Genomic DNA, 26,748 nt, shown 5'->3' on the forward strand with positions numbered 1-26,748 from the left:
GTCGTTTTTTTATGCTAACAATTTACTAGAAACTAAACTTAGGCGCCGTGCCAGTTACGCATTTGATTGGCTTCTTTAGACAATACAACCACTTCTGAGCGGGTCATACTATCTTGTAGGGCAAGCTTATTGCCATTGATGAGGATCCACAGATTACCAATGCCGAGCAGTGACCAAACGATGCGAGCGTAGGCCGTGATCATGCTTAAGTTTTGGCCGTTTGGATGTTGGATCTTAAGCCGCCAAGCGCGCATCCCTAAGGTTTGACCGCCCTTACTCCAGAACAAGGCGTAGAAAGTGCCAACACACAAGACGAGCCAGAGTTGATAAATACCATGGTAAATCGGCGTGCCATTGAGCGCGTCAGAGACATGCTCAAAGCCATTCATGCCAGCCAATCCTGAAGCGGTAAGGCCGTAGAAAATGCCAAAGCCCACAGCGCCAGAAACCATATAAGCGGCCACGGCTAACAGCGAATCGTAAACGGCAGCACCTAAGCGGCGAAAGAATCCCGCACGGGGAAAGTTAGCATGTTCGGTATTGAGCATCACAGTGTCCTGTTTTTAAAGTGCTTAAAGCGAATACAAAAATGAATAACCTGCCTAGGCTTCTGGTTCTTCGTCTCTAACAAAATGGATATTGCTAAAGCCAAAGCGGGCAAATTCTACTTTTCTGAATTCTTTTTCAGCCTTAGCACCCTTGCGCGACGTCATGGCGACTTGTTGCTCCATGGCTAAAAATTTGGTCAGATCGATACCTTCGGCTTCGGCCACAGCTTCATATAAATCATGGTGTTTGTCGTAGCTAAAGGCGATAGTTTTAGTCTTACCTTTGAAGGTATAAGTGACTTGACGGGCCATGGGTGAGCTCTCCTGAAATAAGTCTGAAATTAATTAAATTCACTTCTAAAAATAAAATACACAGCACCTAATATGCACAATCCTGCCCACAAATAATCGAGCTTCAATGGCTCTTTCATATAGAAATAGGCAAAGGGGACGAACAGACTTAAGGTGATGACTTCTTGTAAAATTTTTAACTGGCCGACATTCATGACCGTGTAACCGATACGGTTAGCGGGCACTTGCAGCAAGTATTCAAATAGGGCGATGCCCCAACTCACTAAGGCGGCGATAATCCAAGGCTTTGAGCCTAAGGTTTTCAAATGCCCATACCAAGCAAAGGTCATAAAGATATTGCTCAAGCAGAGTAAACCAATAGTCGTTAGGGTTGGATTCATCTTTCATCTCTATGATTAAATTTATAAATCATATACATGGCATCGTCGGTATAGCTGCCAAGGCACTTGTCTATGGTCTGAGGCTTAAAGCCCATTTTTAGCCAATAACTGTCGGCGCCTTGAACGGCAACGAGGGACAAGGAATTGAGATTATATCGATCCGCCAGCAGTGTTAAGCGGGTGAGTGCCTTAGCACCTGCGCCTAAACCTTGGGCTTTGGCTGAAAGCGCAATATCGTGCAGGTATAAAGTATCAGCCTTAGGTAAATCGGTGATGGGCTGATAGAGCGCTGGCGGCATATTGGTGGTCCAAGGGTGAGCCAAGCAATAACCGACAACTGAGCCATTTACTTCGAACACAAAACAGGACTGTGGCGATACCTGCCATTTACTTTGCAGCACGTGCAATGGCTCAGGATCCAGTTGTGAGTAACACTCATCTTGGATTGCTAAAATGGCATCCCAATCCTGTGGGGTGATTGCTCGCAGTAACATGGCCGACAATTATCCTGTTTCAAAAGTCCTGTTGAAGGAACTCCGTAGAAAGAGTCCTGATTCAAATAAGCTCGGCATTATAACCTCAAGCGGCTTCAAAATGCAGGCTCCAGCGGCAATATAAAGCGTTTTAAAACCCGTATAAACTGAGCTTTCAGCGCTTGTATACCCAAACAACCTGAAGATGCAGGATTCAGCGGGAGTTTAACGCACTTTAGGCAAGGCCATTTATTGCTCCTGCATAAATGGCATTCACGCCATCCATGGCGATTGCGGTTATTTGCAGACCTAGCGGGCTAAGTTAAAAATAACCAACGCAGCATAAAGTGCGTTACCCCGTGGTTAACATCAGCCGCCGGGACGGAGCGCCTAGGGCACTTCACTTTCGTGTTGCATCAATTCAAAAGGTGGCCGACATTCTGTCATTGATGCGCCTTGAATTGATGCACCCTAGGCGCTCTGAAACTCGACTCTTCAGGTAGCTTGGGTATAAGCGTCAGCAGCGGTTAAATGCCCAGATATCGTTGACGCAGGTGACGCTCAAGATATTGACCATTCAAGGTTTCGCCCGTTGCTTGGCGGATCAGTTCATCGGTCGTGAGCAAGGATCCCTTTGACCAAATGTGCTCGCGCAGCCACTGGAATACCGAGTCCAACTTGCCTGCATCGATTAGGGCTTCAATCGGCCCTAAGGCTTTTTCCATCGCAAAACGACATTGGGCGGCATACATGGCGCCTAAGGTGTAACTTGGGAAATACCCTAGCTCACCGACAGCCCAATGGATGTCCTGCATGCAACCGTCGCGGTAATTGCCATCAGTATTGATCCCCAGTAATTGTTGCATCTGCGTCGACCAAAAATCAGGTAAATCATCGACGGTTAAGCTGCCATCGACAAAGGCTTTTTCTGCCTCAAACCGCAGCAAAATGTGGCAAGGATAGGTGACTTCGTCGGCGTCGACGCGAATAAGTCCGGGATTCACGCGGGTATAATGCTGGGCTAATTCTTGGGCGCTGAAATGACAGTTAAGATGCTGCGCGATTTTAGGCTGCAACTGGCGTAAAAATGCCGGATTTGCCCCAAGCTGCATTTCGCAAAATAGACTTTGGCTTTCGTGGACGCCCATAGAACGTGCAAGCCCAGCGGGTTGACCGCGCCACGTATGAGGTAAACCTTGCTCGTATCTGGCGTGGCCAGTTTCATGAACTATGCCCATGATAGCGCTACTGAAATCGGCCTCATTGTAGCGGGTCGTTATCCGCACATCGCTTGGTACGCCGCCACAAAATGGATGGCTACTCATGTCCAGCCTGCCGTGATTAAAGTCAAACCCCAAAAACGCCATGACGTCACGGCCAAGGGCTTGCTGCGCGCTGATATCGAAGGGGTCATTGAGCACAAGCTTTGGTTCGTTTGCCTGCTTAGCCAGCACTTCTTGGATGAGTGTCGGTAGCCAATCTTTCAGGCCGCCAAAGGTTTGTTCTAGCTTTGCCGTGGTCATTCCCGGTTCAAATTTATTGAGCAGGGCGTCATAGGGCGTGATATTTTGCGCTTCGCCGCGGATCTGCGCTTCTTCCTTGGCAAGGTCGATGACCGCTTTTAGATTGGGCTTAAAGCCCTGCCAGTCATTATTTTTACGCTGCTCGCGCCACGCATTCTCACATTGATAGGCCATCTTGGTTTTGGCTTGTACTAGGTCGCCGGGCACTAAGTTGGCCTGTTGATACTGGTACAGTATTTCCCGCAGATTGGCTTCTTGCTCTGTTGAGAGTGATTCATCCGCCGCGCCGTGTAAGTGCTCAGCTAAGGCGGCTGATGTTTTGAGACCGTGGATATGCAGCGCCAGTTCTGCCATAGCATCGCCGCGATCTTGACCGCCGCCCATAGGCATCATGGCCGCTTGATCCCAGTCACCCAAAGCGCTGAAATGTTCAAAGTGAGAAATTTTCTGGAAATGTGCCGTCAGTTTGTCGTAACTTGGCGTTGGTACTTTAGTCTTAGGTGTGCCCATGGGATTTCCCTTCTGGCGCATAAAACCTGCGCGAATAAATAACAATAACAGGATGATAATACAATGAAGTCAAAATTATATAGCACTAAAACGCTAAAGGCCGCGCTGTGCCTGACCCTCGCCGCTATCGCTTCGACAGCGCAGGCAGGTGCCGATAAATTTGTCGCAGGGCCTGCTATTCCTGAGTTTGGTCAGATTGCCAAAGTCGACAGCATGATGCCCATTCCTAAGGACATGAAGTTTAAAGTGGCTTTTGATATGAGTAAGGCGGCCGATGTGGGCAAGGCAAATCGTCAGCTCGAAAGTTTAGCGCGTTTTATCAACATGCATGTGGCGGCAGGCGTTAAAGAAACGGATATCGAACTTGCCATGGTGGTGCACGGTGGCGGCATCAGCGATTTAGCTGATGATGTTTTTTATGCCAAGCAGCATTCAGGTGCCGTAAACGCCAATCGCGCTTTGGTTAAGACTCTGGTTGATCACGGCGTGAAGTTTTATATCTGCGGACAGAGCGCCGCTTATTTTGATTTGACCAATGCCTCATTATTACCTGGTGTTGATATGGCATTATCGGCGATGACAGCCCACGCTATTTTGGCGCAGCAGGGTTACAGTGAAAATCCATTTTAGGGTAAATTTTTAGTTTGGAAATATGGCTTGGCTTGCTATTCTGTGGCGCATAAGTCGATAATTACAGTGAAATAAATGGAATGCTGTATTGTTCAAGGAGATGACTATGTGGGCGTTTTTAGTTGAGCAGCCTAATTTACCTTACACCATAGCTTTTGCCTGTGTTCTGGCCCTCGGTGTGTTTGAAGCCTTCGCGTTAGTCATTGGCTTAAGCATGATGAGTGCGCTAGACCAATGGGTGCCTATCGATGCGGATTATGACGCAGATGTGAGCCCTGGCGGACTTACTGGCATTGCCGGTTGGCTGTGCCTCAATCGACTGCCGTTATTGATTTGGTTTGTGCTCGCGCTGACCAGTTTTGCGATAGCGGGTTATATCGTCAATTTTATCAGTTTCAATGTCGCTGGCCTTTTACTGCCGCAATTGTTCACTTTACCCATAGCCATAGTTGCGAGTGCCTTTTCTTGCCGTTATTTCGGTCGAGTGCTGGCCGATCATCTGCCGAAAAATGAATCGAGCGCGATTTCGCTTGATGATTTGAGCGGCTATGTCGCGACTATTACCTTAGGCTGCGCCATCAAAGGTATGCCTTCCGAAGCCGTTGTGCGTGATAAACACCAACAAAAACATTACGTCTTAGTCGAGCCTGAAACCTCGGGCATCGAGTTTGCCTCTGGCACTCAAGTCGTGCTACTTAAGCGTGAAGGCCGTGTCTGGTCTGCTACGCGTTTTGATAATTAATCGTCCCCAGCCATAAATCAATTGAAAGGAAATCAAATGGATGTGTTAACAGATATCGGTTCATCCGGTAGTTTTATTTTGCTCGTTGCCGGTATGGTGCTACTTGGCTTTATCGTGATTGGGTTAATTTTTGCCAAGTTATATAAACGTGCAACCAAAGAAATGGCCTTTGTGCGTACCGGCTTTGGCGGTGAGAAAATCATTAAAGATGGCGGCGCTATCGTACTACCAGTGCTGCATGAAACCATTTCGGTCAACATGAATACCCTGCGTATCGAAGTGGAAAAAACTCAGAAAGATGCGCTGATCACTAAAGACAGAATGCGAGTCGATGTGAAGGCTGACTTTTACCTGCGGGTTGCTCCAAATTCCGATGGTATTTCGATGGCGGCGCAAACCTTAGGTACGCGCACAAACCGCGTTGAAGAGCTTAAAAAGCTGATGGAGTCTAAATTTGTCGACGTACTCCGCGCCGTTGCCGCTGAAATGACCATGACAGAAATGCATGAGCAGCGTGCCGACTTTGTGCAACGTGTGCAAAATAACGTGGCTAACGATCTGGAGAAAAACGGTCTTGAACTCGAGTCGGTTTCGTTAACTGGCTTCGATCAAACTGATTTGCAGTTTTTCAATGAAAACAACGCATTCGACGCCGAAGGTCGTGCGCGTCTGGCGAAGATTATTGAAGAGAAACGCAAAGAAACCAACGATATCCAACAGGATAACCGGATTAAGATCGAGCAGCGTAACCTCGAAGCCGAAAAAGAATCTCTAGAGATTGAAAAGTCGGAAGAAGAAGCGCGCCTGATCCAGCAACAGTCTTTGGAATTTAAACGCGCCGATCAAAAAGCGGAAATCATTAAGCAGAAAGAAAATAAGGCCCGTGAAGAACGCGAAGCCGAAATTGCTAAAGAACGCGCTATCGAAACGGCTCAAATCGAAAAGACGAAAGATATCGAAACCCGCGAAATTGAAAAGTATAAGTCGATTGAGCAATCGCGCATTCAACAGCAAAGGGATATCGAAGTTTCTGAGCAGGAAAAACGCATTGCGGTTGCGGCGAAATCGGAAGAAGAATCTGCTGCTCGTGCCCGTGCTGCTGAAGCCGAAAAACTGAAAGTTGAGAAAGAAGAAGCGGTAATCACAGCACGCCAAGTGGCCGAAGCGAATCGTCGTAAAGAGATTGAAGTGATTGATGCCCGTAAAGAAGCTGAGCGTGATGCGGTAGGTGTAACTGTACAAGCCGAAGCCGAGAAACGTGCCGCCGAAGACAGATCGAGTGCGATTTTGATTGAAGCGCGCGCCAGTGCCGATGCGAAAAAACTGCAGGCCGAAGCGGATGAGAAAGTCTATGCCGTTGAAGCTGCGGGTAAGCAAGCACTTTACGAAGCTGAAAACGTCTTGAGTGATGAGCAAATAGCCCTGCAAAAATCCCTCGCAATTTTGAAAGCGCTGCCTGAAATTGTGGCGCAAGCCGTTAAACCGTTGGAAAACATCGAAGGCATTAAAATTCTTCAAGGCTATGGCGCTGGCAATCAATTTGCCGCGGGTGGCGAAGGCGCTCACCATCAAGGTGGCATTGCCGAGCAAGTCACCAGTGCCGCATTAAACTATCGCGCTAATGCGCCGGTGGTTGATGCCATGCTTAGAGAATTGGGCTTAGTGAACGGTGATACAGGCACCTTGAATGATTTATTGAACGGCAATAACACGTTAACCGCCGAGGCGTTAAGTGGTGTGAAGTCGTCTCATGCTGAGCTTAAAGATTACAGCCAAACGCATGTGGTCGAGAGTCAAAGCGTGCCTAAGCTGTAAGGTCGACTTAGCGAACTCTATGAGGTTAGCTTGATGAGGTTAGCCCTATGAGATTAAATCCGCCAAGTAAGCTTTTGCGCTGAGTGAAGTCAGCACTGACTCAAGGCTTGGTAAATCAGCACGATAAATCAGCTTGATAAATCAACCTGATTAAATAAAACCGCTCGCATTATTGCGAGCGGTTTTGTTTTTGGGCGAGATAAAATCTACCAGCCTATTGGTGCACCTTATCGACACCCGATGAGCGACCTTCGGCGTGACAGATGGCGCAGGATTCTTGCCCAGCTTGGTAAATTCGCCCTCCGCTGGCATCGCTTTGATAAACCCCACCAAAGCCACGTGCATGAACCACTAAGCTATCTGTTTGTGTATGACAGGCGGCGCAGGTTGCCAAGGTTGGCGAATACTCGGCAATTTGACCATTGTTGACCGCATCGGGTGCGGCAACTAACAGGGATTGCTCTGCACTCAGTCCCGCGAGATCCAGTTGCCCTGCACTGTGGCAAACACTGCAATTGTTTTTCGCATTAGGGTAGGTGAGTTCTGGGCGTGGGTTATCAAAACCGACGACAGTACGGGTTCCCGCGTGCAGTGAATGCACTAACTCCCTGTAGCTCAAGGTATTGTTGATGGTGCGATAGGGCTTGATTTGGTCGGCACCGGTAGTATGCATTATGCCTGCATTGAGATACATGATTGCATCATTGCTGTGACAGCTTTGACATTGCCCATCCGTGAGCGCGGTTGCGGTTTGCGGTGCATGACAAGTGCCGCAGCTGCTAGTGGGCTCAAAAATCCCCCTCATTTGATGCGCCGACAGGACTCTGTCCTCTAAGCCTTGATCATGACATTGGCGACAGGCTTGTTCATCGACCTTAGCCTTTGCCGTAACCGTTTGACCTTGCAGGGTGAGCGTATTCAACGCGCTGAGGTTCACATTGTGATTGGCGATATTACAGTCAATGGCAAAGCCAGTGTTCTTATCAGCGCAGAGCACCAATTTACTGTAAAGCTTAGATTGGCTCAGATCGCCAAAGTCAGCAGTCGATAAGTTAGATATAGTGACCGTTAACTGATTCGGCGCCGTGATGTTTAAGGCAACATCGCTCGCGTTTGCCAATAAATCCCACACTTTACGCTGGCCATTATTAACTGGCATGTTGGCGTGATTGGTTTCACCCGCAGCAATTAACCAGAAAGATTTAATCATGGCTTGAGTGGCGGGAAGTTGGTCAAGTTGCTGCACTTGCAGTGTGACGACTAGAGTTTGCGCCTCAACACTGAGCTGCGAGCTCAGTAACTTAACTTGGTAATCGCTCGCCAGTTTAGCGGCCGTGTTCACTGCGGCATTGTGAAATAGCCCGACACCTTGGGGATTATTGCTATCGGGGTGACAGCCGCTACAGCTGAGTGCCCATGGCTTGGCAAAAATCTCCCTATTATGGAATAACCCCGCGACAGTGCCATTCCAGTCGGCGGGAATTTGCGCTTTATGGCAGTCAAGGCAGGCGGTTTTACTGGGGATATTGTAATTGCTGCTTTGCGCCGCTGCGTCAGCGATATGACATTGCTGGCACTGGTTCATGTCGCCGGGAAAGGTCACATTGGAGAAGTCATATAACTGTCCCTTGTGGCCGACGATTTGATATTTAACTTGGTGGATCTGGTGCGTCAATGTCGCCATATCTAAGCTGTTACCGGTTTCAGGATCGCCAGAATAAGTCGTGTGACACACCACGCAGCCCTCAAAGGCAAAACGTTTACTGCCGTGCATCAAAAGGCGGGTATCGGCATTGGCTAAATCGGCATTATGGCAACGAAAACAGGCTTGCTCAGGTGCGATAACTTTGCGGCCCATGTCCGCTGCGACAGTTTGTCCCGTGGCGGGAACAAAGTCGTATACGCTGTTGATCAACTGAGTGTCGATTGGGCTATTGGCTAACGGTTTGAGTTCTAGGTAAATCCTGTGGGTCAGTTCTGGCGTGTATTGGGTATCGAGCCCCGCAAATTGCGGATAAGCCGTCAGAGGTTTGCTAAAGGTATAACGGTAAATACCCGCGCCTAACGAGGTTAAACACGCCGCTTTACAGCTGCTTTCAATGCCCGCTTGGAATTGTGTTACGGCATTGGGCTGAGCATTGGTCGCAGGTTCCACTTGGTTGTTGATGTAGCTGGTCCATTGCAATGCGGCATCTGTCGTACTGGCGGTCTCACTCGTTGTGACAGCGCTATTCTGCGCCGCAGCGTTAGCTGTGGCTTGAGGGATGTGATAGTGCGCCTGCGGCGGTGCAAGCTTGGCGATACCAAAGCCTAAGGTGTCGAGCTCCTTAAGATTTTCTAGTCCAGTGACGGCAATGCCATTGGCGTTACTGAGAAAGAAATCGACCTGCACTTGAGTTTGCGCATCGATAGCGACTTTTTCGATTGTCGCTTTAAGAGTATCGGCCTGTTCTATGCTGATACTCACAATTCCAGGTGGGCCTTCTTTACCCTCTTCACCATCGGAACAGGCGGTCATCAGACAGACTGCAACAGCAATTGGCGTAAAGATTTTCCATTGAGAACGGTTATTCGTGTTCATCATTTTCCATTCCTTTTTAATTAGATTCTGTCGGGACTCTAATCGGAATGTATGCGTTTTAGATATTAACTGAGTTATGCGTTGAGTGGCAGTTAATTAACCGCTTTTAAACCTTTTTGATTAATTATATTGAGGTAGTTTGAATTAAATCATTATTTTAATTTTCGATATATTTAATTGTTAATTCTTAAAAGCGTTAGTCAGACACAAGTCGTGTAACTTGATCTAATATTGCCCCAATTTGGGTAAGTGTGACGCAGACGTAAAATAATAATAGATATTACTCTAGCATAAATTGTCGGGAATCAAAGTGTATGCATATTTTAATTATATTGCTTTGACTAATAAAGGATCGAATATGATTACCAGAAGAGGAATACTTAAAAGCAGTATGGGCGTTGCTGTCGGTACTGTATATCACGGGACACTGATTAGCTTTCTTACCGGTTGTGGCAGCGACAATGACAGTCAGGAAGTCGTAGAAGTCATGGCCGGTGGTTTAATGGTGGTTAACCCTGTGGTGTGTGTGAGTTGTCGACGCTGCGAGATTGCCTGCAGCTGGAACCACGAGGGCGACAGTAGTCCAACGCTGGCGCGCGTAAAAGTCGAACATAACATGAACTTCGGCCCGCATGGCATGCAATTCAACTATCACATACAGCATGGCGAATGCGGTGATGGCACCATAATTCCTGCCACTTGCCGCCAATGTGAAGTTTGTACACAAGTGTGCCCGAAACAGGCTATTTCAACCAACCCGCTAACCGGCGCCAAAGTGGTTGATGAAGAACTCTGTGTTGGATGTGGTTATTGTGCGGATAAATGTCCGCAGCAAGTGATTAAAGTCGTCCGCAGTAAAATGAAAGCCGTGAAATGCGATTTATGCAATGGCCAGCCTGCTTGTGCTCAAGTTTGTCCTACTGGGGCAATTAAATTTTATCCTTGGGATGAAGCCGAAGCTGCATTAGAACAATATGAAAAATATACCGGCTTAGTTTCTTGAATCGAGGTGAAATATGATGAGTAATATAATTGGTGGTTGGGCAGGAAAAGTCCTTAGAGTTAATTTAACGACAAATACGATTTCGTATGATCCCATAGAAAAATATTATGACTATATTGGTGGTATGGGTATTGGCTATAAAATATTGTGGGATGGTCATAAGGACAATATAAAGGCAATCGATCCTGAGAATATTATTGTCTTCTCTGCGGGACCATTAACGGGGTCAGGCGTGATTTGTACTGGACGAACAACGATTACTTCCCGTAGCCCCGTGATTGAAAAACACCTTATTGCCGACGGTCACTTTGGTGGCCATTTTTCACCTGCAATGAAATTTGCCGGCTTCGATGCGATTGCAATTGAAGGCAAAGCGGCGAGCCCAGTGTGGCTAAAAATTGTCGATGACAAGGTCACCATTGAACCCGCCGATGCGCTATGGGGCAAAGGCATATTCGATACCCACGCCATGATAGCGCAAATGATGGGTCCCAATGCACAAGTGGCGGCGATTGGCCAAGCGGGTGAAAATCAAGTGCCGCTGTCTGTCATCATGACTCAGGGCGGACACTCTGCGGGTGGTCATGGCTCAGTTATGGGCTCAAAAAATTGTAAAGGGATCGGCATTATCGGTACCGGCGCCGTCAAAATTGCCGCCAATAATGAAAAGATGCGCGCTTTAGATGACCATATTTTAGGGATTATCGGCGCCAATAATAATGGTGTGGTGCCTTCGACGCCGCAATCTTGGGCCGAGTACTCAGCCCCTATCAGTCGCTGGAAATCACGACCTGGCCTTAAGTGGGGCGCCGCCGATCAAGAAATCGATTTAGGCGAAGTGCCTTGGAATGAGCGTAACCGTATTGGGTTTCGCACTTCGATGGCCGAAAGCTATATAGGCGTCGAATATGCCAACAAGTGGATGAAGCGCACTGGCGGTTGCCATTCATGCCCAATACGTTGTTTCTGCGAGCTTAAAGTCCCTGAACTGAAGAGTAAATATGGTCGTAAAACCGAGCATATTGCCAACGTCTGTATGGGATTCCTGGTGCCCCAGTATTTGATGGGCACTACAAACGGCTCAGAAGCACATGCAATGGCGGGAGCCTTGGGGGCACAGATCCTCGATGACTACGGTATTTGGTGTAACTATGGTTTGATTTCTCATATCTTTAAGTTTTTAAAAACACACGATATGTTCAAAGATTTACTGCCTGAAGAGGAGTACAACAGCATTCCTTGGGCGCTTTGGGATAATCAAGATCCTGCCTTCTTAATCGATTTCTATCGCCGCATTGCCTACAAAGAAGGCGAAATTTCCCATATGGCGGATGGCTTATATGACTTAATCGCGCGTTGGGGTTTAGATGGCACAAACCCCGCATTAGGGTATTGGGACATACATAAAGAGAGTAAAACCAAGGTCTTTAACCGAAAAACCAACGCCGCCGTGCACCATGCGAGTGAAACTGCAGGTCAGGTGGGCACCTTAATCAACGTTGTCTTTAACCGCGATGCCCAGTGCCATTCCCACATCAACATAGTTAACAGTGGGTTACCCCACGATATGACAGTCGCTATCGCCGAGAAAAAATGGGGCGAGGGCGCCTTTGATAAGGTGAGCTGGTATACCCCGATTAATGCCGCTAAGGTTCGTTTTGCTAAGTGGTCTTTAGTGAAAAACGTGCTGCATGACTCGCTGACACTGTGTAATTGGATGTTCCCGCTTTTGGCATCGCCCGATAAGAACCGTAATTATGAAGGCGATAGCACCATAGAATCGCAAATGTTCAGCCTAGTTACAGGGATTGAAACCAGTGAAACTGAGTTAGATTTCAAGGCGGAAAGAGTCTTGCATCTGCACCGCGCCTTAACCATGTTGCAGATGAATGAGGGCAATATGCGTGAAGAGCACGATGTTCTCAGCGACTGGGTTTACGATATGGACCCAGACAAAAACTTTGGTGAAGAGGGCACCATCAAGATGGACCGCGCCGACATGCAAACCTCGCTGGACATGTTCTACGAAGCCTTTGGTTGGGACATTCAAACGGGAGCGCCAACGCGGGCCACACTCGACAAGTTTAGTCTGGGCTTTGTCGCCGACAAATTAGCGGCGCGAGGTTTACTACCCGCTTGAACACTCTAGTTGGGCGCTATGATTGGCGTTATGACTGGACATTATGAGTGAACACTATGACTGGGCATTATGAGTGAACAAATGATTGAACTCGTCGGTTATATCCGAGTATTTAGCCAACATGGACGTTTAGTCACGGCGGAGCAAATTGCCGCCGTGGCAGGGCTAGAATGGGATAATAAGCAAACGGTTGCGGGTTATATTCAGCTGATCCTTAATGAGGCTTATGCAGATGTGCAGATGCGCTTGTCGGATAAGCGGCATTTTTTCTATTCCGACAAAAGTATCGTTGAGCGCTATGCCGAGCAATGGTTAGCACTGGAGCGCGGTGATGCATTTGAGGCCATCATAGCTCAAATTCGCCGCAATAGTTGCCGCCATACTGAGGTGTATCAGGAGAGTGTGCTGACCTTTGCTCCTTATCTTTATGATGAGCCCCAATTAGCCAATGTGCGTGAGCAATTGCCGCAGCAGCTTGGGGCTGAGGATATCCATTATGCCGTGGATAAACAGGGCAAAGGTTACTATTACTCGACTCAAGGATTGAGCCACAGCTATGCCGCTGTCCTCGCCAATTACGATTCCTGTGAATGGTCAAACTGACATTAAGCTGATTCTATTGATCAACACTGATAAGTGTTGATAAACCTTGGAACAGTATCGATAAGCGCCTGCGGGCGCTTTTTTATTGATGACGGGAAATGTGGACAGATGGCATGCCGATGATGTTATAACGAAAAAAAACGATTGAGCTAAGCCCAAGCTGTAACTGTGGTCTTAATAACGCCAATGCTTGAGCATAGGCTCAGCTTGTCAGTGTTTGGGTGTATTTTTTGACTATCGCATCAATCTTACCGTTGGCTTTTAGGGTCGCAATCGCTTGATTGATGGCAGGCAGCAAATCGGCATGTTCCTTACGTAACCTAAACACTAAGTCTCCATCGGAATGCACCGCCGCAAGGGCGACAGGGATCCGCAACTGAGTCGACCAATACAAGGCTGGATAATTACCGGAAATAATCGCATCGACTCTGTGTTTATCTAAGGCTTTGACTAACTCTTGCTCAGAGGTAAAGTCGGCACGGATAAAGTCCTTATCGTCGTGGTATAAATAACCGCGCACAGTCCCGATTTGTTTACCTTTTATCTGGTCGATATCCTTATATTTACTGACATTTTCAGGCAGGGTGACCACATATTCGGTGATTTGCATTATGGGGGCGGATTTAACAAACAGCGGCCCCAAATCCTGCTTTTCAAACCAACTCGGGCTGACGATATCAAAGTCGAGTTGACCGGTTTCCAGAGCGTTATTAGTGCGCTTTGGCGGCAAGGTGAGGATTTCACCGTCGATTTTAGCTAAGGATAGAATCATCGGGATAAGCTCAGTGATCATCCCCGGCGCCTCGGCTTGATCGCCGATAAAATACGGATACCAAGAATAGGAGCCAGTGATATTGTATTTGAGCTGCTCCGCATAGGCGTGTGGTTGAGTAAAGCAAAGGGTAAACAAGGCAAATCGAACTAAGTGTTTATACTGCAAACATCGCTTAACCATATTGCTTTTATCCTTGTTATCTCTGCTTTAGCCAAGGCCTATCCGATGGCCATTCTACCTAAACTGTGTGAATAAATTGTTTATTGGGTCACAATCAGTCACATCGGCCATAGTTAAACAGTTTTCACCTTTACGCCATTACACTTTACGCTATGACACCTAAGCCAATAGCTGACACAGGGCGGGCTGCTGATTATGCGGGAAAATTTGATAGGTTTTATGGTGCTTAACCAAGCTGGTTTTCTTATTGCCTTGGCTGAGTAATAACCCATGGGATAGGGCGATACGCGTTAGCGTCTGTTCATCGGCGCGGACATATAAGTTGATTGGTTTGACCAACTGATTATCTTTAATATGTTGATTAAATTCTTTTGCATCAATTACTAAGCTAGATTGGCCATCTCCATCGAGTTTGAGCTTGGCGCTGATTTCAGTGTCAGTAAAGACCAACCATTCGGTTTGCTTTAAAGTTTCTATCATAGCATTTAATGCCGTACCTAACGCTTGCTCTGATGTCTCAACTGTTTGATATTGATGCACTATCCTTTCTAGCAAACGCTTGAGTTCGGCGCCCGCACCTTGGCTGCGAGCCAAACGTATCCAAGCCGTGAGATCGTCGGCTACCAGTTTAGAAAAGCGTTTTTCCTTTAAGGACTCGACCATCCAATTACACAAAAAATGACTTTCCTGCGCAGAAGTGCGCTGGGCTTTCTTGGTCTGTGCTGAAGCGGTTAAATCGGCAAGACCCGCAAGGGCGAGTTCGAGCACAGCTTGGTTATAGGTTTGAGAATTCATTATGACTCCGCCGCGGGCTGAAGTGATGTTATCTATTTGAACTTGGACGATATTGATTGCGGCGGAGCTAGTTTAGCAAAGCGGTCGATAAACCGATATTTATTCTTGCGATCCCACCAAACTTGCGGCGGTTAAGATCAGCTTAGGTGCGGGTCTGACCTTGTAGTTAGGATTCACATATTGGAAATGAATCAAACCTTTATCATCGCTAATATAAATGGCTGGCACAGGTAAGACTAAACGTTTGACTCCCTCGGGAGTCGTCCACATTGGATTATCGACATGAAGACGCGAAGTATAAATCTCAGTGACCTTTTCGCTTGTGTAAAAAGCTAAGCCAAAGGCTTGCGCTGCCAGCATTTTTTCATCGGAAAGCAGCAGATACTTAAGCTCATTTTTTGCCGCCGAAGCCTTAAGTTGAGCTGGTGTATCGGGTGAAATACCCACTAACTGAAAGCCCATTTTTAGTAATTCAGGCTCAATTGCTTTTAGTTGCCCCATTTGATTGTTACAAAATGGGCACCAGCCGCCGCGGTAAAAGAAAAAGATGGTCGGTTTTTGCTGGGTTAATTCGGCTAAATCGACGGTTTTACCCTTGATATCTTGCAAGTTTACCTTTGGAATTTGCTGACCATTGAGCAGCGGACTGATGGAAAACTCATCTCTGGCAATGGGCTGCGCCAGAGTCGTAAAGCTAGTGAGCAATAAAGTGCCTACGAGGCAAAGTGTTTTTAGTATGGTTGACATGGGCGTTCCTAACGTTATCTTTCAATGGCTGCGCTTCTAAGCACCGACAGTTATCTTTTGTCTGCCCTAGTACTGAGATCTGCTTGTGTAATCTGCTTGTGTAATTTGTTGCTTAAGTCATATTCGTTTGCGAGATCTTCGCTTAAGTGCTTTTTGTGTAAGTGCCATTGCGCGGTCTTGCTGTATTGTTCGTATTGGCCAAGGCGCTCTCAAGCGAGTCTCTAAAGGAACGGGGATTAGCGGAAGTTATTGCATAACGCCGCAAATTTACTGTTCAAGGACCCATTAGACCCAATAGACTCATTTGTTATCGGTGTAGATAGGATATGAGCCCAGTTGCTCAATTAGTTGTTCAATTAGCTGCTCAATTAAAAGAAATGAGTGATTTCTTTTACATTAGCTGTCACGCGGAGTTTTGATGAATAAAATTAACCCTAAGAAATTACTCAACAGTAAGTGGACCGCCGTTAAGCCGACCAATAAAGAAAAACATTTTTTAGTCACTGAGATTGAATTTGATGAGGAAGGCGTAGTGATCTCATGCTCAATTGAGGCTGTGATGTCAAAGCGAGTTATACCTATAAACTGGTTTGATTTAAAAGATGAAGACCTTTGGTTGCAGGGCTGGAAATAGTAAAACGACTTGGGTAATACCAATCTCATATTATCCAAAGACATGGAGGGCACTCATCTTGTTCTCCACTTTTTTAGCCATCATCTTCTAGGTTCTCTAGTTCATTTCGCAGCAATATCATTCATCAATGCCCTCATCATGCCCTCCATCAATGTCTTCCATCAACGATCCCATCAATACCTCGTCTCTTGCCGTCAACTGGGCATATTTTCGTAGCGCCGCGGCATCCATTTATTCAAGTTTGAGATTAATCCGTGTTTTTTACTGATATCGATTGCGGCTAAATCGAGATTCCGTTATTTTGTTGTAGCCATCTAAACGTCTGGATGGTTTTGCAGTTATTAAGGTACTCACAGAAGCTATCCATTGTCGTCATCGAACGCAGCAAGGTGCTAGGTAACAGAATTCTCATTAACTATGAGTGCCTTAGTAAAACGAAGTCGCATAAAAAGATTGAGGTAAGCAAGATGGATAAGCAGCAACTGTGGGTTTTGGATGGTGGCATGGGGCGTGAGTTGGCAAGACGGGGTGCACCCTTTCGCCAGCCTGAGTGGTCGGCGTTGGCATTGATAGAAGCGCCACAAACCGTGACTGAGGTGCATCAAGCTTACGTAGCCAGCGGGGCCAAAGTCATCACCACCAACAGTTATGCACTCGTGCCATTCCATATCGGTGACGAGCGTTTTGCCGCCGAGGGTGAAGCGCTGGCTGCATTGGCGGGCAAACTGGCACGGGATGTCGCGGATGAACACGCAAATGCGGTTCGCGTCGCGGGCTCATTGCCACCCTTGTTTGGCTCTTACCGTGCCGATTTATTTGATGCCGCGAGGGTGAGTGAGTTGGCTCTCCCACTCATTCGAGCTCTGTCGCCCAGTGTCGATCTCTGGTTAGCCGAAACCATGAGTTTGATTGCCGAGCCTTTAGCCATCAAGGCCTTGCTGCCAGAAGATGGCAAACCATTTTGGGTTTCTTTTACCTTAGAGGACGAGACGTTAGGTAGCGAACCGACACTCCGCTCCGGTGAGCGGGTGGCAGATGCTATCGACGCGTTAGTGGCGGTCGGTGTGGATGCGATTCTGTTCAACTGTTGTCAGCCTGAGGTGATTGAGGCGGCATTACAGGTGGCCAGCGATAGATTGAGTGCTCTGGGGCGTGCCGATATTCGACTCGGTGCCTATGCCAATGCGTTTCCTCCTCAGCCGAAAGAGGCGACCGCTAACGATGGTCTGGATGAGATCCGGGCCGATCTTGGGCCGCTCGATTATCTCGGTTGGGCTGAGCGTTGGCGCGCGGCAGGGGCTTCGCTTATCGGTGGTTGCTGCGGCATTGGTCCCGAACACATTCAGGCTCTTTCTACTCGTTTGCGCTAAGGATTTTGTATGAAAGAGAACAGGATAGGTCTCTGGTCACTCACAGCCCTAGTGTTCAGCTCTATGGTAGGTGCTGGGATTTTCAGCCTGCCGCAAAACATGGCCGAAGTGGCGGGTGTTCGAGCTGTGCTAATTGGCTGGGGGATCACCGGTGTGGGCATCTTGGCATTGGCTGCGAGTTTCCTCTATCTGTCGCGCTTGAAGCCTGAGCTTGATGGCGGCATTTATACCTACGCGAGAGCCGGTTTTGGTGAGCTGGTGGGCTTTTTTTCTGCTTGGGGCTACTGGCTTTGCGCCACCATAGGCGTGGTGGGATATTTAGTGATTGCGTTTGCCGCCCTTGGCAGCTTTGTCGATACGCCGCAGCAAGTTTGGTTTGGCGAGGGCAATACGCTGGCCGCTTTTATCGGTGAGTCGTGCATTTTGTGGGCGGTGCATTGGTTGGTCTCCCGCGGCGTACAGCAGGCCGCCATGTTCAATCTGGTGGCGACATTGGCCAAGAGTTTGCCGTTATTGCTATTCGTACTATTTGCCTGCTATTACTTTGACCCTGTGACTTTTGCTCAGGACCAAGCGGCCAGCACTTTAGCTGTGCCAGTGTCGGAGCAAGTGCGTAACACTATGCTGATCACGCTTTGGGTATTTACCGGTATCGAAGGTGCGGCAGTGTTATCGGCGCGTGCTAAAAATAAGCGGGATGTGGGCACGGCGACTGTCCTTGGCGTCGTGCTGGCGCTACTACTTTATGTGCTTATCTCTGTGTTAGCGCTGGGAATTTTGGCTCGTCCTGAACTTGCAGCGCTGCCTAATCCCTCTATGGCGGGACTGATGGGACACATGAGCGGCTCTTGGGGCAAGGCGCTGATCAGTGTCGGGCTTATTGTTTCTGTGCTGGCCTCCTATGTAAGTTGGACTCTGTTCTCGGCAGAGGTGCCTTTCAGCGCAGCCCGCCACGGTGCTTTCCCTGCCATCTTTTTGCGGCAGAATCGCAATGGCACGCCGATCGCTTCCCTCTGGTTATCTAGCTTAACAGTGCAGTTTTGTTTGATACTGGTATGGCTGCTGGGTAAGGGGTATACCAATCTGCTACTCATTTCTACGTCGATGATTTTAGTGCCTTATCTATTGATTGGACTGTTCCTGTTGAAGCTTTCTTTGAGTGGGCAGGGCAATGGGCTGATGAGAATCGTGGCGCTGGTGGCGAGCGGTTATGGACTCTGGTTACTCTATGCCGCAGGTGTCGAGTATCTGTTGCTGTCCTTGCTACTTTACGGCCCCGGGTTACTCTTGTTTCTCTACAGTCGCCGCCAACTTGTCGATGGTAAAAAGCTTAACGGACGTGAGCGATTGCTCGCGGGGGCGACGCTGCTGAGTTTGTTCCCCGCGTTATGGTCTTTTTGTTATCAATAAAGGATTGCTGTTGGTTAAAGTGGGCAGTGCTTTATCGAATTGGGCATAAAAAAATCGGCCACAACAGTTGTTGTGGCCGATTTCACTAAAACACGTGGGATGGGGTTAAACGCTATGCGTTTTACACCGCCCGTTTTAGCGATTACTTAAGTTTTTTCGCTTTGCTAGGTGCTTGACCCACCTTCATTTTTACGCGGCGGCCTTGCATGTTTTTCTCAGCAGTAACTTGAGCGCCGACATTGTCGGTTCTTTGTTGTTTCTTGGCAAAGCTACGGCGGGTTTGCAATTGCTTTAACAGCAATTCGCGGCTGCCCACTTCATAACCTGGCACAGTGACGCGGCGAATTTGTTGACCGATCAGTTTTTCGATATCGGCTAAGGTACGTTCTTCTTCGCGGCTCACAAAAGAAATGGCTACGCCAGTTTTACCCGCGCGGCCTGTACGACCGATACGGTGGACATAGTCTTCGGCGAGGAAAGGTAAGTCATAGTTGACTACGTATTCAAGGCTTGGGATATCCAGACCACGGGCGGCAACTTCGGTGGCAACCAGTACGCGTACATCACCAGCCACAAATTCACGCAGGGCGCGGCGACGACTGCCTTGGCCTTTATCACCGTGGACCACTTCAGAGGGGATCCCATCTAAATTCAATTCTTTGACTAGCGTATCGGCGGCATCACGGGTCGCGGTAAATACCAAGACCTGTTGCCAGTTTTTCTTGCCGATTAGCTCAGACAGCAGTTCGCGTTTACGGCGTTGTTCAACCGGATAAACCACTTGGCTAACCGTATCGGCCGTAGTGTTTTGCTTATCAACGCTGATCACTTGCGGTTTAACCATCATGTCGTTGGCGAGTTTTTTCACCGCACTTGAGAAAGTGGCCGAGAACAACAGATTTTGACGCTTCTTATTTACCGCTTGAAGGATCTTTTGGATATCGGCGCTAAAGCCCATGTCTAACATACGGTCGGCTTCGTCTAGGACTAAAAAGTCGACGTTCGACAGGCTTAAGTTACAGGCGGTAAGGTGCTCAAGTAAGCGACCTGGGGTGGCAACAATCACATCGGCGCCGCGTTTCAGCTTTTGCGCTTGTGTTTCTATCTTTACGCCACCATAAATGGTTAACACGCTGAAGTTTAAGTACTTGCAGTAAGCCGTAACGTTGTCAGCCACTTGAGCTGCAAGCTCACGGGTCGGCGTAAGGATTAATACGCGGGCATTCGACTTTAACGTTTCGCTTGGATTTTCAACCATCTTTTGCAGGATCGGCAGCGCGAAAGCGGCGGTTTTACCCGTACCGGTTTGGGCACTGGCTAAGACATCTTGGCCGCGGCGGATAGCAGGTATCGCTTGCTGCTGAATAGGCGTCATTTGTTGATAACCGCAATCTGAGATAGCGCGCAAAATCTCGGGGGAAAAACTAAAAGATTCAAATCTCATTTTGGATTCCTATCGTTCACTTATTCAAACATTCAAGCACCGCGAGCCTCTATTATTTACTCGACTAAGGAGAGAGGCGTGCCGACTGGCTCATTCTTCCACACAGATTTTATAAGAAAAATGGCGGGCGCGGAGTATAGCAAAAATTTCGGTTAAAACCTGAACTTTTTAGTGTTTTGGCATTTTATCTGCATCATTTTATCGCCAAGAGATAAAAGCCTTAGCGACGGCTCAGGCGGGATAGGACCAATTCTGCAAGCACTGGGTTGGATCAGCTCTGGATTGAATATGCTTTTAGCAGAGTATGATTTAAGGTTGAGTTAGGGCTGACGGAAAGAACAGGCTAAATGAACGCGATAGAAAAATGCCGCAGTTTTGGCTGCGGCATTTTATATCTTACTTATGACTAACCGAAAGTGCGTCTCAAGCCGAGGGCTTTCTCGGCATTATGCTTAAGCAGATGGGCTGCATCACCAATCAGATGGGTCGCGGCCAAGTTCTCCGCGCTTGAATGGGTGATGGAGTGTATGTTGCTGGCAATCTCATTAACAACTTGACGCTGTTGATCCGCAGCGACGGCATTTTGCTGGGCAAAAGTGTGGATATCACTCACTTCTTGGTAAAGGGTATTCACATTGTCGGCGGACAGTTGGATGTCGCTAGCGCAGCGCTCAGCGTGTTGGCGGCTTTGTTCCATTTCTTTGGCCCATGCGTTGAGCATAGTGAACATCTTATCGACACTTTTTGAAATACTGTTGGTCGACAGTTGGGTTCGGCTCGACAGCGCGCGCACTTCATCGGCGACCACGGCAAACCCACGGCCTTGTTCACCCGCACGGGCAGCTTCAATGGCCGCATTGAGGGCGAGAAGATTGGTTTGCTCGGCGATGGAGTCAATTTCGCCCATCGCATTAGCAACTTGCTCGGCTTCTTTATTCAATTGTTGGGCATTGTTAGCGGCATCGGCAACAGACTTGGCCAGTTGTTCCACTTTTTGAGTGTTGGCCTTCATATTGGCGCTGCTTTTAAGGCAGAGATCGTAGGCGGTATTGATGCTGGTGGACGTGAGATGGGTATTCTGCGCCACTTCTGTGATGGTTGAACTCATTTCTTCCATCGCGCCAGAGAGCTGTTCTAACTGACTTTTCTCTTGATCTAGGCTGACATAGGTTTGCTCGGTCGCGACCACTAATTGATCGGCAATCGCGTGCAATTGATTGGCTTGATCTTGTGTGCGCCCCAGTACGCCATTCATTTTGGCTTGCAGCATGATGAGCTGGAAATCGAGGATAGAAGACGTATCGGCACCCGAGTAGATGTAACGACTGATAGAGTCGTATTTGGTTTGCATTTCAATCAGTTTAGCGGGAATGCGAAAGGCCTCATCGTAGAATATAGCCAAGTTTAAACTCATCAAAACCGCCCCCGCGATAATCACGCCCCAGCCCCAAAAGTAGCCTGCGATCAGTAAGCCTGTTGAGGCGACAACCGCCGAGAGGATACGTTTTTGCATTAAGCTTAAGGGCTTAGAAATGGATTTATCCAGTTTAAGTCTTTGGTATATCTCATTTGCTTTGCTGACGTAGGCGGCCTGAGGCTGAATACGTACCGATTGATAACCGACAATGGTGCCGTTTTCAAACAATGGCGAGACAAAGGCATCGACCCAATAGAAGCCACCATTTTTACAGCGGTTTTTCACTATGCCGCGCCAAGATTGGCCCGACTTAAGCTTTTCCCACATTTCTTTAAAGGCGGCGCTCGGCATATCGGGATGGCGAACCATGTTGTGGGCACTGCCAATTAACTCTTGGGCGCTATAGCCTGAGACTTCGGCAAAACGGGCATTAACGTATGTGATAACACCGCGAGTGTCGGTGGTGGAAATGAGTTCGTCCTGCGGTGTTAAGCGGATTTCTTGATCTGATCTCTGTGCATTCAGTGTTCTGTTGGCAGACGCGTTACTCTGGCTCATTTAGTGTGTCCATTCAGGGCCGATATTATTCATTGGGGTTCAGGGGCGCGGTGTTAGGCGCTAATTTTCTTGCGCTTACTCTCATTGGGGTAAGCTTGTTATGTGATAAGACTATCATTTTTGTATGGGTATAGGAGAGCGCTTTTTGATGGCTTACCCATGAAAATCAATCGTTCGTTGTATTTATAAGCTATTGCAAAATATAAAATTTTTAAGTATTGCGAATATAGAATTAAACGAGCGTTTATCCTGCTAAAACGCAAATTTCAGTATTTTGTATAGGGTTATTTTTCCTCAGATATTGAGTGGATATTAGACGCTCATGTTATCGACTAAATCTGCTCGGCGACATTGGACTAATGTCGTTGATTCGGTTGCCATATCGCGGCATTCATTCGGGCGCTTTATTCGTCTTAGTCTATTCTTTAATGGGCAACAAACTATGACTTGCTGAGCGTGTGATTTATCTGGCTTTGCCTCAGCTTTGTCATCTCATTCGCACCCTTTAGTTCATTAGCTTAGGTTCATTAGCTTAGGTTCATAAGATCAGCTTCATTAGCTCATAGCGGGAATGCAACATAAGAGGATTTTCCCATGGCGATATCACTTAGACGTGGCGTAGCTAAATTGGCTACCGCGTCCTTGGGGACAGCAGCGGCACTTCCCCATTGGCGACGTTTGATTTTTGAACGTCTATTTGGCTTTCTTGCGCTTCTTTGCGTGCCCGTATATGTCACCAGCGTGTATTTATGTGTCATCGCCGATCTTTGGTCTATGGTGGTATTCGATACGCTGGCTTATCTTTTTTTACTATTTTTGCTGTATTTTCCTAAGCTTGCTGATAGTACGCGTTTTGGCTGTGGTTGTTTGTTAGCGTTTGCTATCGGCGTTGGTTTTTTGATTGCGATTGGTCCATCGGGTGCGGGGTTCATCTGGTTATTTATCTTTCCGCCATTAGTTGGCATTTTCTTAGGAAGTCGCGCGAGCTTATATGCCCAATATTTGAATGGGATGAGTTTGGTACTGATTGGGCTTGCCTATCACTTTGGCTGGTTAAACTGGCCTGATATTCACGGTTACAGTTTGGGTATTTGGGCCGTTGTCGTGGTCAATTTTATTGTAACCAATGCCATGTTGACGCTAACCATCACTTACTTATTAGGTAAGTTGGCGGATTCACTCGATTCAACCTTAGCCTCACGCCAAGCGACTGTATTAGGTTTAGCCAAACTTGCCGAATACAGAGACAACGAAACGGGCGCGCACTTATTACGTATGCGGCAGTATTCAAAAATGCTCGCGGCGCAGCGACTGCAGGCCGACAATCCTCCGGCTGAATTGAACGATGATTTTATTCAAGATATTAGTCTATCGGCCATTTTGCATGACATAGGTAAAGTCGGTATTGCCGATGCTATTCTGCTCAAACCGGGTAAATTAACCCCGCAGGAGTTTGAGCAGATCAAAGCCCACCCTGTGATTGGTGGCCAAGTGTTACGCAGTTTGTTGGAATATGCGCCCCAATGTACTTTTATTCAGATGGGCCAAGATATCGCTTCGGGTCACCATGAAAAGTGGGATGGTAGTGGTTACCCCTTAGGGTTGAAAGGTGAGGATATTCCGCTTTCGGCGCGCATCGTTGCCTTGGTGGATGTCTATGATGCACTCACTTCACCGCGATGTTATAAGCGACCCTTTAGTCACCAAGAAGCCATCGATTTAATGATTGAAGGCAAAGGTAAGCATTTCGATCCTGAATTAGTCGATTGTTTTATGGCAATTCATCAGGAGTTTGAAGTGTTATCTAAGGCATCGCTGGATGATGCTTATCAGCCTATGGCGCAGCCTACTATGGTTTAGCGACTCGTGTTTTTAATCATGTTTGAAATAGAAATCGTGTTTTGAAACCATGTCCTGAAAGCATGCTATTGAAATAGGACTAGGCCTTGAAAATACAGAAGCAGTGCTAAAAAAAACGCCCAAGGCTCATAGTCTTGGGCGTTTTATTTTGTAGCATATAACGGATTTAGAAGATGATTTAAATGACGACTTAAATCGCTACTTATCCGCAGGAGTGCTAAATCGCTCTACATCGCTTTAGTTACTCGCGTTAACCACGCGAGTTCATCACCGGACATCAGCGGCGAAAGTGTATGGAACACTTGCTGATGGTAAGCATTGAACCAGTCGATTTCCCCTTGCGTTAGCAGGCTCTTATCGATAAGGCGGGCATCCATAGGGATCATCGTCAGTGCATCGAACTCATACATCTCACGCTCAGCGCCTTTCAGTGCTTCACAGTGTTGCACTACGACTAAGTTTTCTAAGCGAATGCCAAAACTCTCTGCGCGGTAGTAACCCGGCTCGTTGGAAAGCACCATGCCGGGCATCAGTGCGATACCGTTGACATTTTTACCTATGCGCTGCGGACCTTCGTGCACACTTAAAAAGTGACCCACGCCATGGCCTGTGCCGTGGTCGTAATCAAAACCATGTTGCCATAAATACTGGCGGGCGAATGCATCGAGCTGCTGGCCTGAAGTACCTTTAGGGAAGCGAGCTTGGTCTAGCGCGATATGACCTTTAAGCACCAGCGTGACCATTTTTTTATGTTCATCGGTGACTTTACCAATCGCAATAGTACGGGTCACATCTGTGGTGCCATCGATATATTGCGCGCCAGAATCCACTAAGTAGATGCTGTCCATCGTCATCATCGCAGGTGTGCCATTGTTATGATTGTAATGGCACATGGCTGCATTGGGACCGGCTGCTGAAATGGTGTCGAAACTTGGCTCCCGATAGCGCTCATCTTGCAGGCGGAAGCTTTCTAATTTATCGGCAAGCGTGGCTTCATCGTGCATACGCTTGGCGGCAACTTCGGCATCTAACCATGCAAGGAAGCGACTTACAGCAACGCCATCACGAATGTGACAAGCGCGCATTCCGGCAAGTTCTGAAGGATTTTTCTGTGCTTTAGGTAAAGAAACGGGATCGATTCCAGCAATCAATTTCGCTCCCGCTTCACGGGCGAGATTTTGTGCCCAAGCGTTAGCCGAGTTTGGATCGGCCAGCAGTTTGACGCCCTGCAAACTGGCAAGTGTATCGGCGAGCGTGGCTTCGTCCTTAAAGCTAACGCCTGCACCGACATGCTCCTCAATGCCGTCAGGGAGTTTGCTTAAATCGGTAAACAGCTGCATATCGCCATTAGCATGAAGCAGGGCACTGCCGAGCACGACAGGCAGACGCGGAATATCGTTACCGCGAATGTTTAATAGCCAGCAGAAAGAATCTAACGCGGCAATCAAAGCAACGTCCCCACCGGCTTTTTTTACTAAGGCGCCAATTTCAGTACGTTTTTGCAGACTGGTTTTACCGGCACTCTCGTTACTGAATAACGTGATTGGCGCACTCGATGGTGCGGGGCGATCCTGCCAATGCAAATCGATAGGATTTTGTTCAACCGCTACTAATTCAATTTGGGCTTTGCTTAAGGTTGCTTTGGCATTCTCATACCAAGCTAAAGTATGTAAGCGTGCATCAAAGCCAACGCGAGATCCCGCTGGCAGCGTGTCACATAACCACTCAATTTGCGGTGTATCGGTCAGGCTTTCATAGCTGAAAAGTGCGGCATCCACTTGCAGACGAACTTGAACCGTATAACGGCCGTCGGTAAAGATAGCGGCTTTATCTTTCAATACGATAGCCATACCTGCTGAACCGGTAAAGTTTGTTGCCCAGTATAAACGTTCGTTATGTTCTGGCACATATTCGCCCAGATACTCGTCGGCGCGGGGAATGATAAAAGCATCGAGATTGGCGGAAGATAATTCGCTGCGAATGGCACCGAGGCGGCTGGCAATTGAATGTGACATATGGGCTCCAAGTGAGACTTGCACGCTGTGCGAGTCGGTAGGCAAAGCTTGCCTAAGGATAAGTAGGTCTATGTTTATTTGAGTTCTAACCAGCTCGGATTATCGCAAGCCTAACGCGCTGGATGCAAGGGGAGCGAATAAAGGATTTTGTATACAATCGTGAATTTGTGCTGACTGTGATGCGCAAGCTAAGTGTTTTACCCTTAATTTATTTGTGTGATTCTTAGCATAAAACTTGAGTAAAACAAAATGTCAGTCATATTTTTTGTAGACTTGTTCCTTA

The 26,748-nt window shown here is 47.7% G+C and carries 22 protein-coding genes; 10 read left to right on the forward strand and 12 right to left on the reverse strand.

The window, feature by feature from the left end:
- Nucleotides 1-38: 38 nt before the first annotated feature.
- From DYH48_RS04385 to DYH48_RS04410, 5 genes are all read right to left on the reverse strand, one after another.
- Nucleotides 39-548, reverse strand: coding sequence for an RDD family protein (locus DYH48_RS04385; RefSeq protein ID WP_115334148.1), 510 nt, complete (start codon nt 546-548; stop codon nt 39-41).
- A 54-nt stretch (nt 549-602) separates the two neighbouring features.
- Nucleotides 603-860 carry a DUF2960 domain-containing protein gene (locus tag DYH48_RS04390; protein ID WP_006082593.1) on the reverse strand — a complete coding sequence of 86 codons (258 nt, stop codon included), beginning with the start codon at nt 858-860 and terminating at the stop codon, nt 603-605.
- A gap of 29 nt (nt 861-889) precedes the next feature.
- Nucleotides 890-1,240: a DMT family protein gene (locus DYH48_RS04395; protein ID WP_006082592.1), complete on the reverse strand. Its 351-nt coding sequence runs from the start codon at nt 1,238-1,240 to the stop codon at nt 890-892.
- On the reverse strand, nt 1,237-1,734 hold the full coding sequence (locus DYH48_RS04400; RefSeq protein ID WP_115334149.1) for a GNAT family N-acetyltransferase: 498 nt from the start codon (nt 1,732-1,734) through the stop codon (nt 1,237-1,239). Before DYH48_RS04400 ends, DYH48_RS04395 begins: the two co-directional genes overlap by 4 nt.
- Before the next feature lie 506 nt (nt 1,735-2,240).
- Nucleotides 2,241-3,746: a carboxypeptidase M32 gene (locus DYH48_RS04410; protein ID WP_115334150.1), complete on the reverse strand. Its 1,506-nt coding sequence runs from the start codon at nt 3,744-3,746 to the stop codon at nt 2,241-2,243.
- 63 nt (nt 3,747-3,809) lie between these two features.
- Between DYH48_RS04410 and DYH48_RS04415 the strand changes: the two genes are divergently transcribed.
- The 3 genes from DYH48_RS04415 to DYH48_RS04425 all read left to right on the forward strand — a co-directional run bounded on the left by DYH48_RS04415 (nt 3,810) and on the right by DYH48_RS04425 (nt 6,933).
- Complete coding sequence (locus DYH48_RS04415; protein ID WP_115334151.1) at nt 3,810-4,376, forward strand: DsrE family protein; 567 nt, start codon at nt 3,810-3,812, stop codon at nt 4,374-4,376.
- 106 nt (nt 4,377-4,482) lie between these two features.
- Nucleotides 4,483-5,118 carry a YqiJ family protein gene (locus DYH48_RS04420; RefSeq protein WP_071938326.1) on the forward strand — a complete coding sequence of 212 codons (636 nt, stop codon included), beginning with the start codon at nt 4,483-4,485 and terminating at the stop codon, nt 5,116-5,118.
- A 36-nt stretch (nt 5,119-5,154) separates the two neighbouring features.
- Nucleotides 5,155-6,933, forward strand: coding sequence for a flotillin family protein (locus DYH48_RS04425; RefSeq protein ID WP_006082587.1), 1,779 nt, complete (start codon nt 5,155-5,157; stop codon nt 6,931-6,933).
- Between the two features lie 214 nt (nt 6,934-7,147).
- On the opposite strand, the gene DYH48_RS04430 is transcribed toward DYH48_RS04425, so the two are convergent.
- Nucleotides 7,148-9,517, reverse strand: coding sequence for an OmcA/MtrC family decaheme c-type cytochrome (locus DYH48_RS04430; protein ID WP_115334152.1), 2,370 nt, complete (start codon nt 9,515-9,517; stop codon nt 7,148-7,150).
- Nucleotides 9,518-9,872: 355 nt separating this feature from the next.
- Here DYH48_RS04430 and DYH48_RS04435 point away from each other — a divergent pair, with 355 nt between their 5' ends.
- The 3 genes from DYH48_RS04435 to DYH48_RS04445 all read left to right on the forward strand — a co-directional run bounded on the left by DYH48_RS04435 (nt 9,873) and on the right by DYH48_RS04445 (nt 13,260).
- Complete coding sequence (locus DYH48_RS04435) at nt 9,873-10,517, forward strand: 4Fe-4S dicluster domain-containing protein (protein WP_115334153.1); 645 nt, start codon at nt 9,873-9,875, stop codon at nt 10,515-10,517.
- 16 nt (nt 10,518-10,533) lie between these two features.
- On the forward strand, nt 10,534-12,657 hold the full coding sequence (locus tag DYH48_RS04440; RefSeq protein WP_115334154.1) for an aldehyde ferredoxin oxidoreductase: 2,124 nt from the start codon (nt 10,534-10,536) through the stop codon (nt 12,655-12,657).
- Nucleotides 12,658-12,738: 81 nt separating this feature from the next.
- Nucleotides 12,739-13,260 carry a YdhW C-terminal domain-containing protein gene (locus DYH48_RS04445; RefSeq protein ID WP_115334155.1) on the forward strand — a complete coding sequence of 174 codons (522 nt, stop codon included), beginning with the start codon at nt 12,739-12,741 and terminating at the stop codon, nt 13,258-13,260.
- 202 nt (nt 13,261-13,462) lie between these two features.
- On the opposite strand, the gene DYH48_RS04450 is transcribed toward DYH48_RS04445, so the two are convergent.
- The 3 genes from DYH48_RS04450 to DYH48_RS04460 form a co-directional block, all read right to left on the reverse strand.
- A complete protein-coding gene (locus DYH48_RS04450; RefSeq protein WP_115334156.1) occupies nt 13,463-14,215 on the reverse strand; it encodes a substrate-binding periplasmic protein in 753 nt (250 codons plus the stop codon).
- Between the two features lie 159 nt (nt 14,216-14,374).
- Nucleotides 14,375-15,010: a DUF2913 family protein gene (locus DYH48_RS04455; protein WP_115334157.1), complete on the reverse strand. Its 636-nt coding sequence runs from the start codon at nt 15,008-15,010 to the stop codon at nt 14,375-14,377.
- A gap of 99 nt (nt 15,011-15,109) precedes the next feature.
- The gene (locus DYH48_RS04460) at nt 15,110-15,757 is read right to left on the reverse strand and encodes a peroxiredoxin-like family protein (protein WP_115334158.1); all 648 of its coding nucleotides are present in this window, start codon (nt 15,755-15,757) and stop codon (nt 15,110-15,112) included.
- Nucleotides 15,758-16,175: 418 nt separating this feature from the next.
- Between DYH48_RS04460 and DYH48_RS04465 the strand changes: the two genes are divergently transcribed.
- From DYH48_RS04465 to DYH48_RS04475, 3 genes are all read left to right on the forward strand, one after another.
- On the forward strand, nt 16,176-16,391 hold the full coding sequence (locus DYH48_RS04465; protein WP_115334159.1) for a TIGR02450 family Trp-rich protein: 216 nt from the start codon (nt 16,176-16,178) through the stop codon (nt 16,389-16,391).
- 467 nt (nt 16,392-16,858) lie between these two features.
- Nucleotides 16,859-17,761 carry a homocysteine S-methyltransferase family protein gene (locus tag DYH48_RS04470; RefSeq protein WP_115334160.1) on the forward strand — a complete coding sequence of 301 codons (903 nt, stop codon included), beginning with the start codon at nt 16,859-16,861 and terminating at the stop codon, nt 17,759-17,761.
- Nucleotides 17,762-17,770: 9 nt separating this feature from the next.
- Nucleotides 17,771-19,171: a basic amino acid/polyamine antiporter gene (locus tag DYH48_RS04475; protein ID WP_006085754.1), complete on the forward strand. Its 1,401-nt coding sequence runs from the start codon at nt 17,771-17,773 to the stop codon at nt 19,169-19,171.
- Between the two features lie 142 nt (nt 19,172-19,313).
- On the opposite strand, the gene DYH48_RS04480 is transcribed toward DYH48_RS04475, so the two are convergent.
- Both DYH48_RS04480 and DYH48_RS04485 read right to left on the reverse strand, forming a co-directional pair.
- The gene (locus DYH48_RS04480; protein WP_011847413.1) at nt 19,314-20,615 is read right to left on the reverse strand and encodes a DEAD/DEAH box helicase; all 1,302 of its coding nucleotides are present in this window, start codon (nt 20,613-20,615) and stop codon (nt 19,314-19,316) included.
- 406 nt (nt 20,616-21,021) lie between these two features.
- Nucleotides 21,022-22,590: a methyl-accepting chemotaxis protein gene (locus tag DYH48_RS04485; protein ID WP_115334161.1), complete on the reverse strand. Its 1,569-nt coding sequence runs from the start codon at nt 22,588-22,590 to the stop codon at nt 21,022-21,024.
- Nucleotides 22,591-23,184: 594 nt separating this feature from the next.
- On the opposite strand from DYH48_RS04485, the gene DYH48_RS04490 reads away from it, so the two are divergent.
- The gene (locus DYH48_RS04490; RefSeq protein WP_172481152.1) at nt 23,185-24,450 is read left to right on the forward strand and encodes an HD-GYP domain-containing protein; all 1,266 of its coding nucleotides are present in this window, start codon (nt 23,185-23,187) and stop codon (nt 24,448-24,450) included.
- A gap of 227 nt (nt 24,451-24,677) precedes the next feature.
- Here the strand turns inward: DYH48_RS04490 and DYH48_RS04495 are convergent, their stop codons facing one another.
- Complete coding sequence (locus tag DYH48_RS04495; protein WP_115334162.1) at nt 24,678-26,465, reverse strand: aminopeptidase P family protein; 1,788 nt, start codon at nt 26,463-26,465, stop codon at nt 24,678-24,680.
- Nucleotides 26,466-26,748: the final 283 nt, after the last annotated feature.

Source organism: Shewanella baltica (assembly GCF_900456975.1).
Classification (GTDB): domain Bacteria; phylum Pseudomonadota; class Gammaproteobacteria; order Enterobacterales; family Shewanellaceae; genus Shewanella; species Shewanella baltica.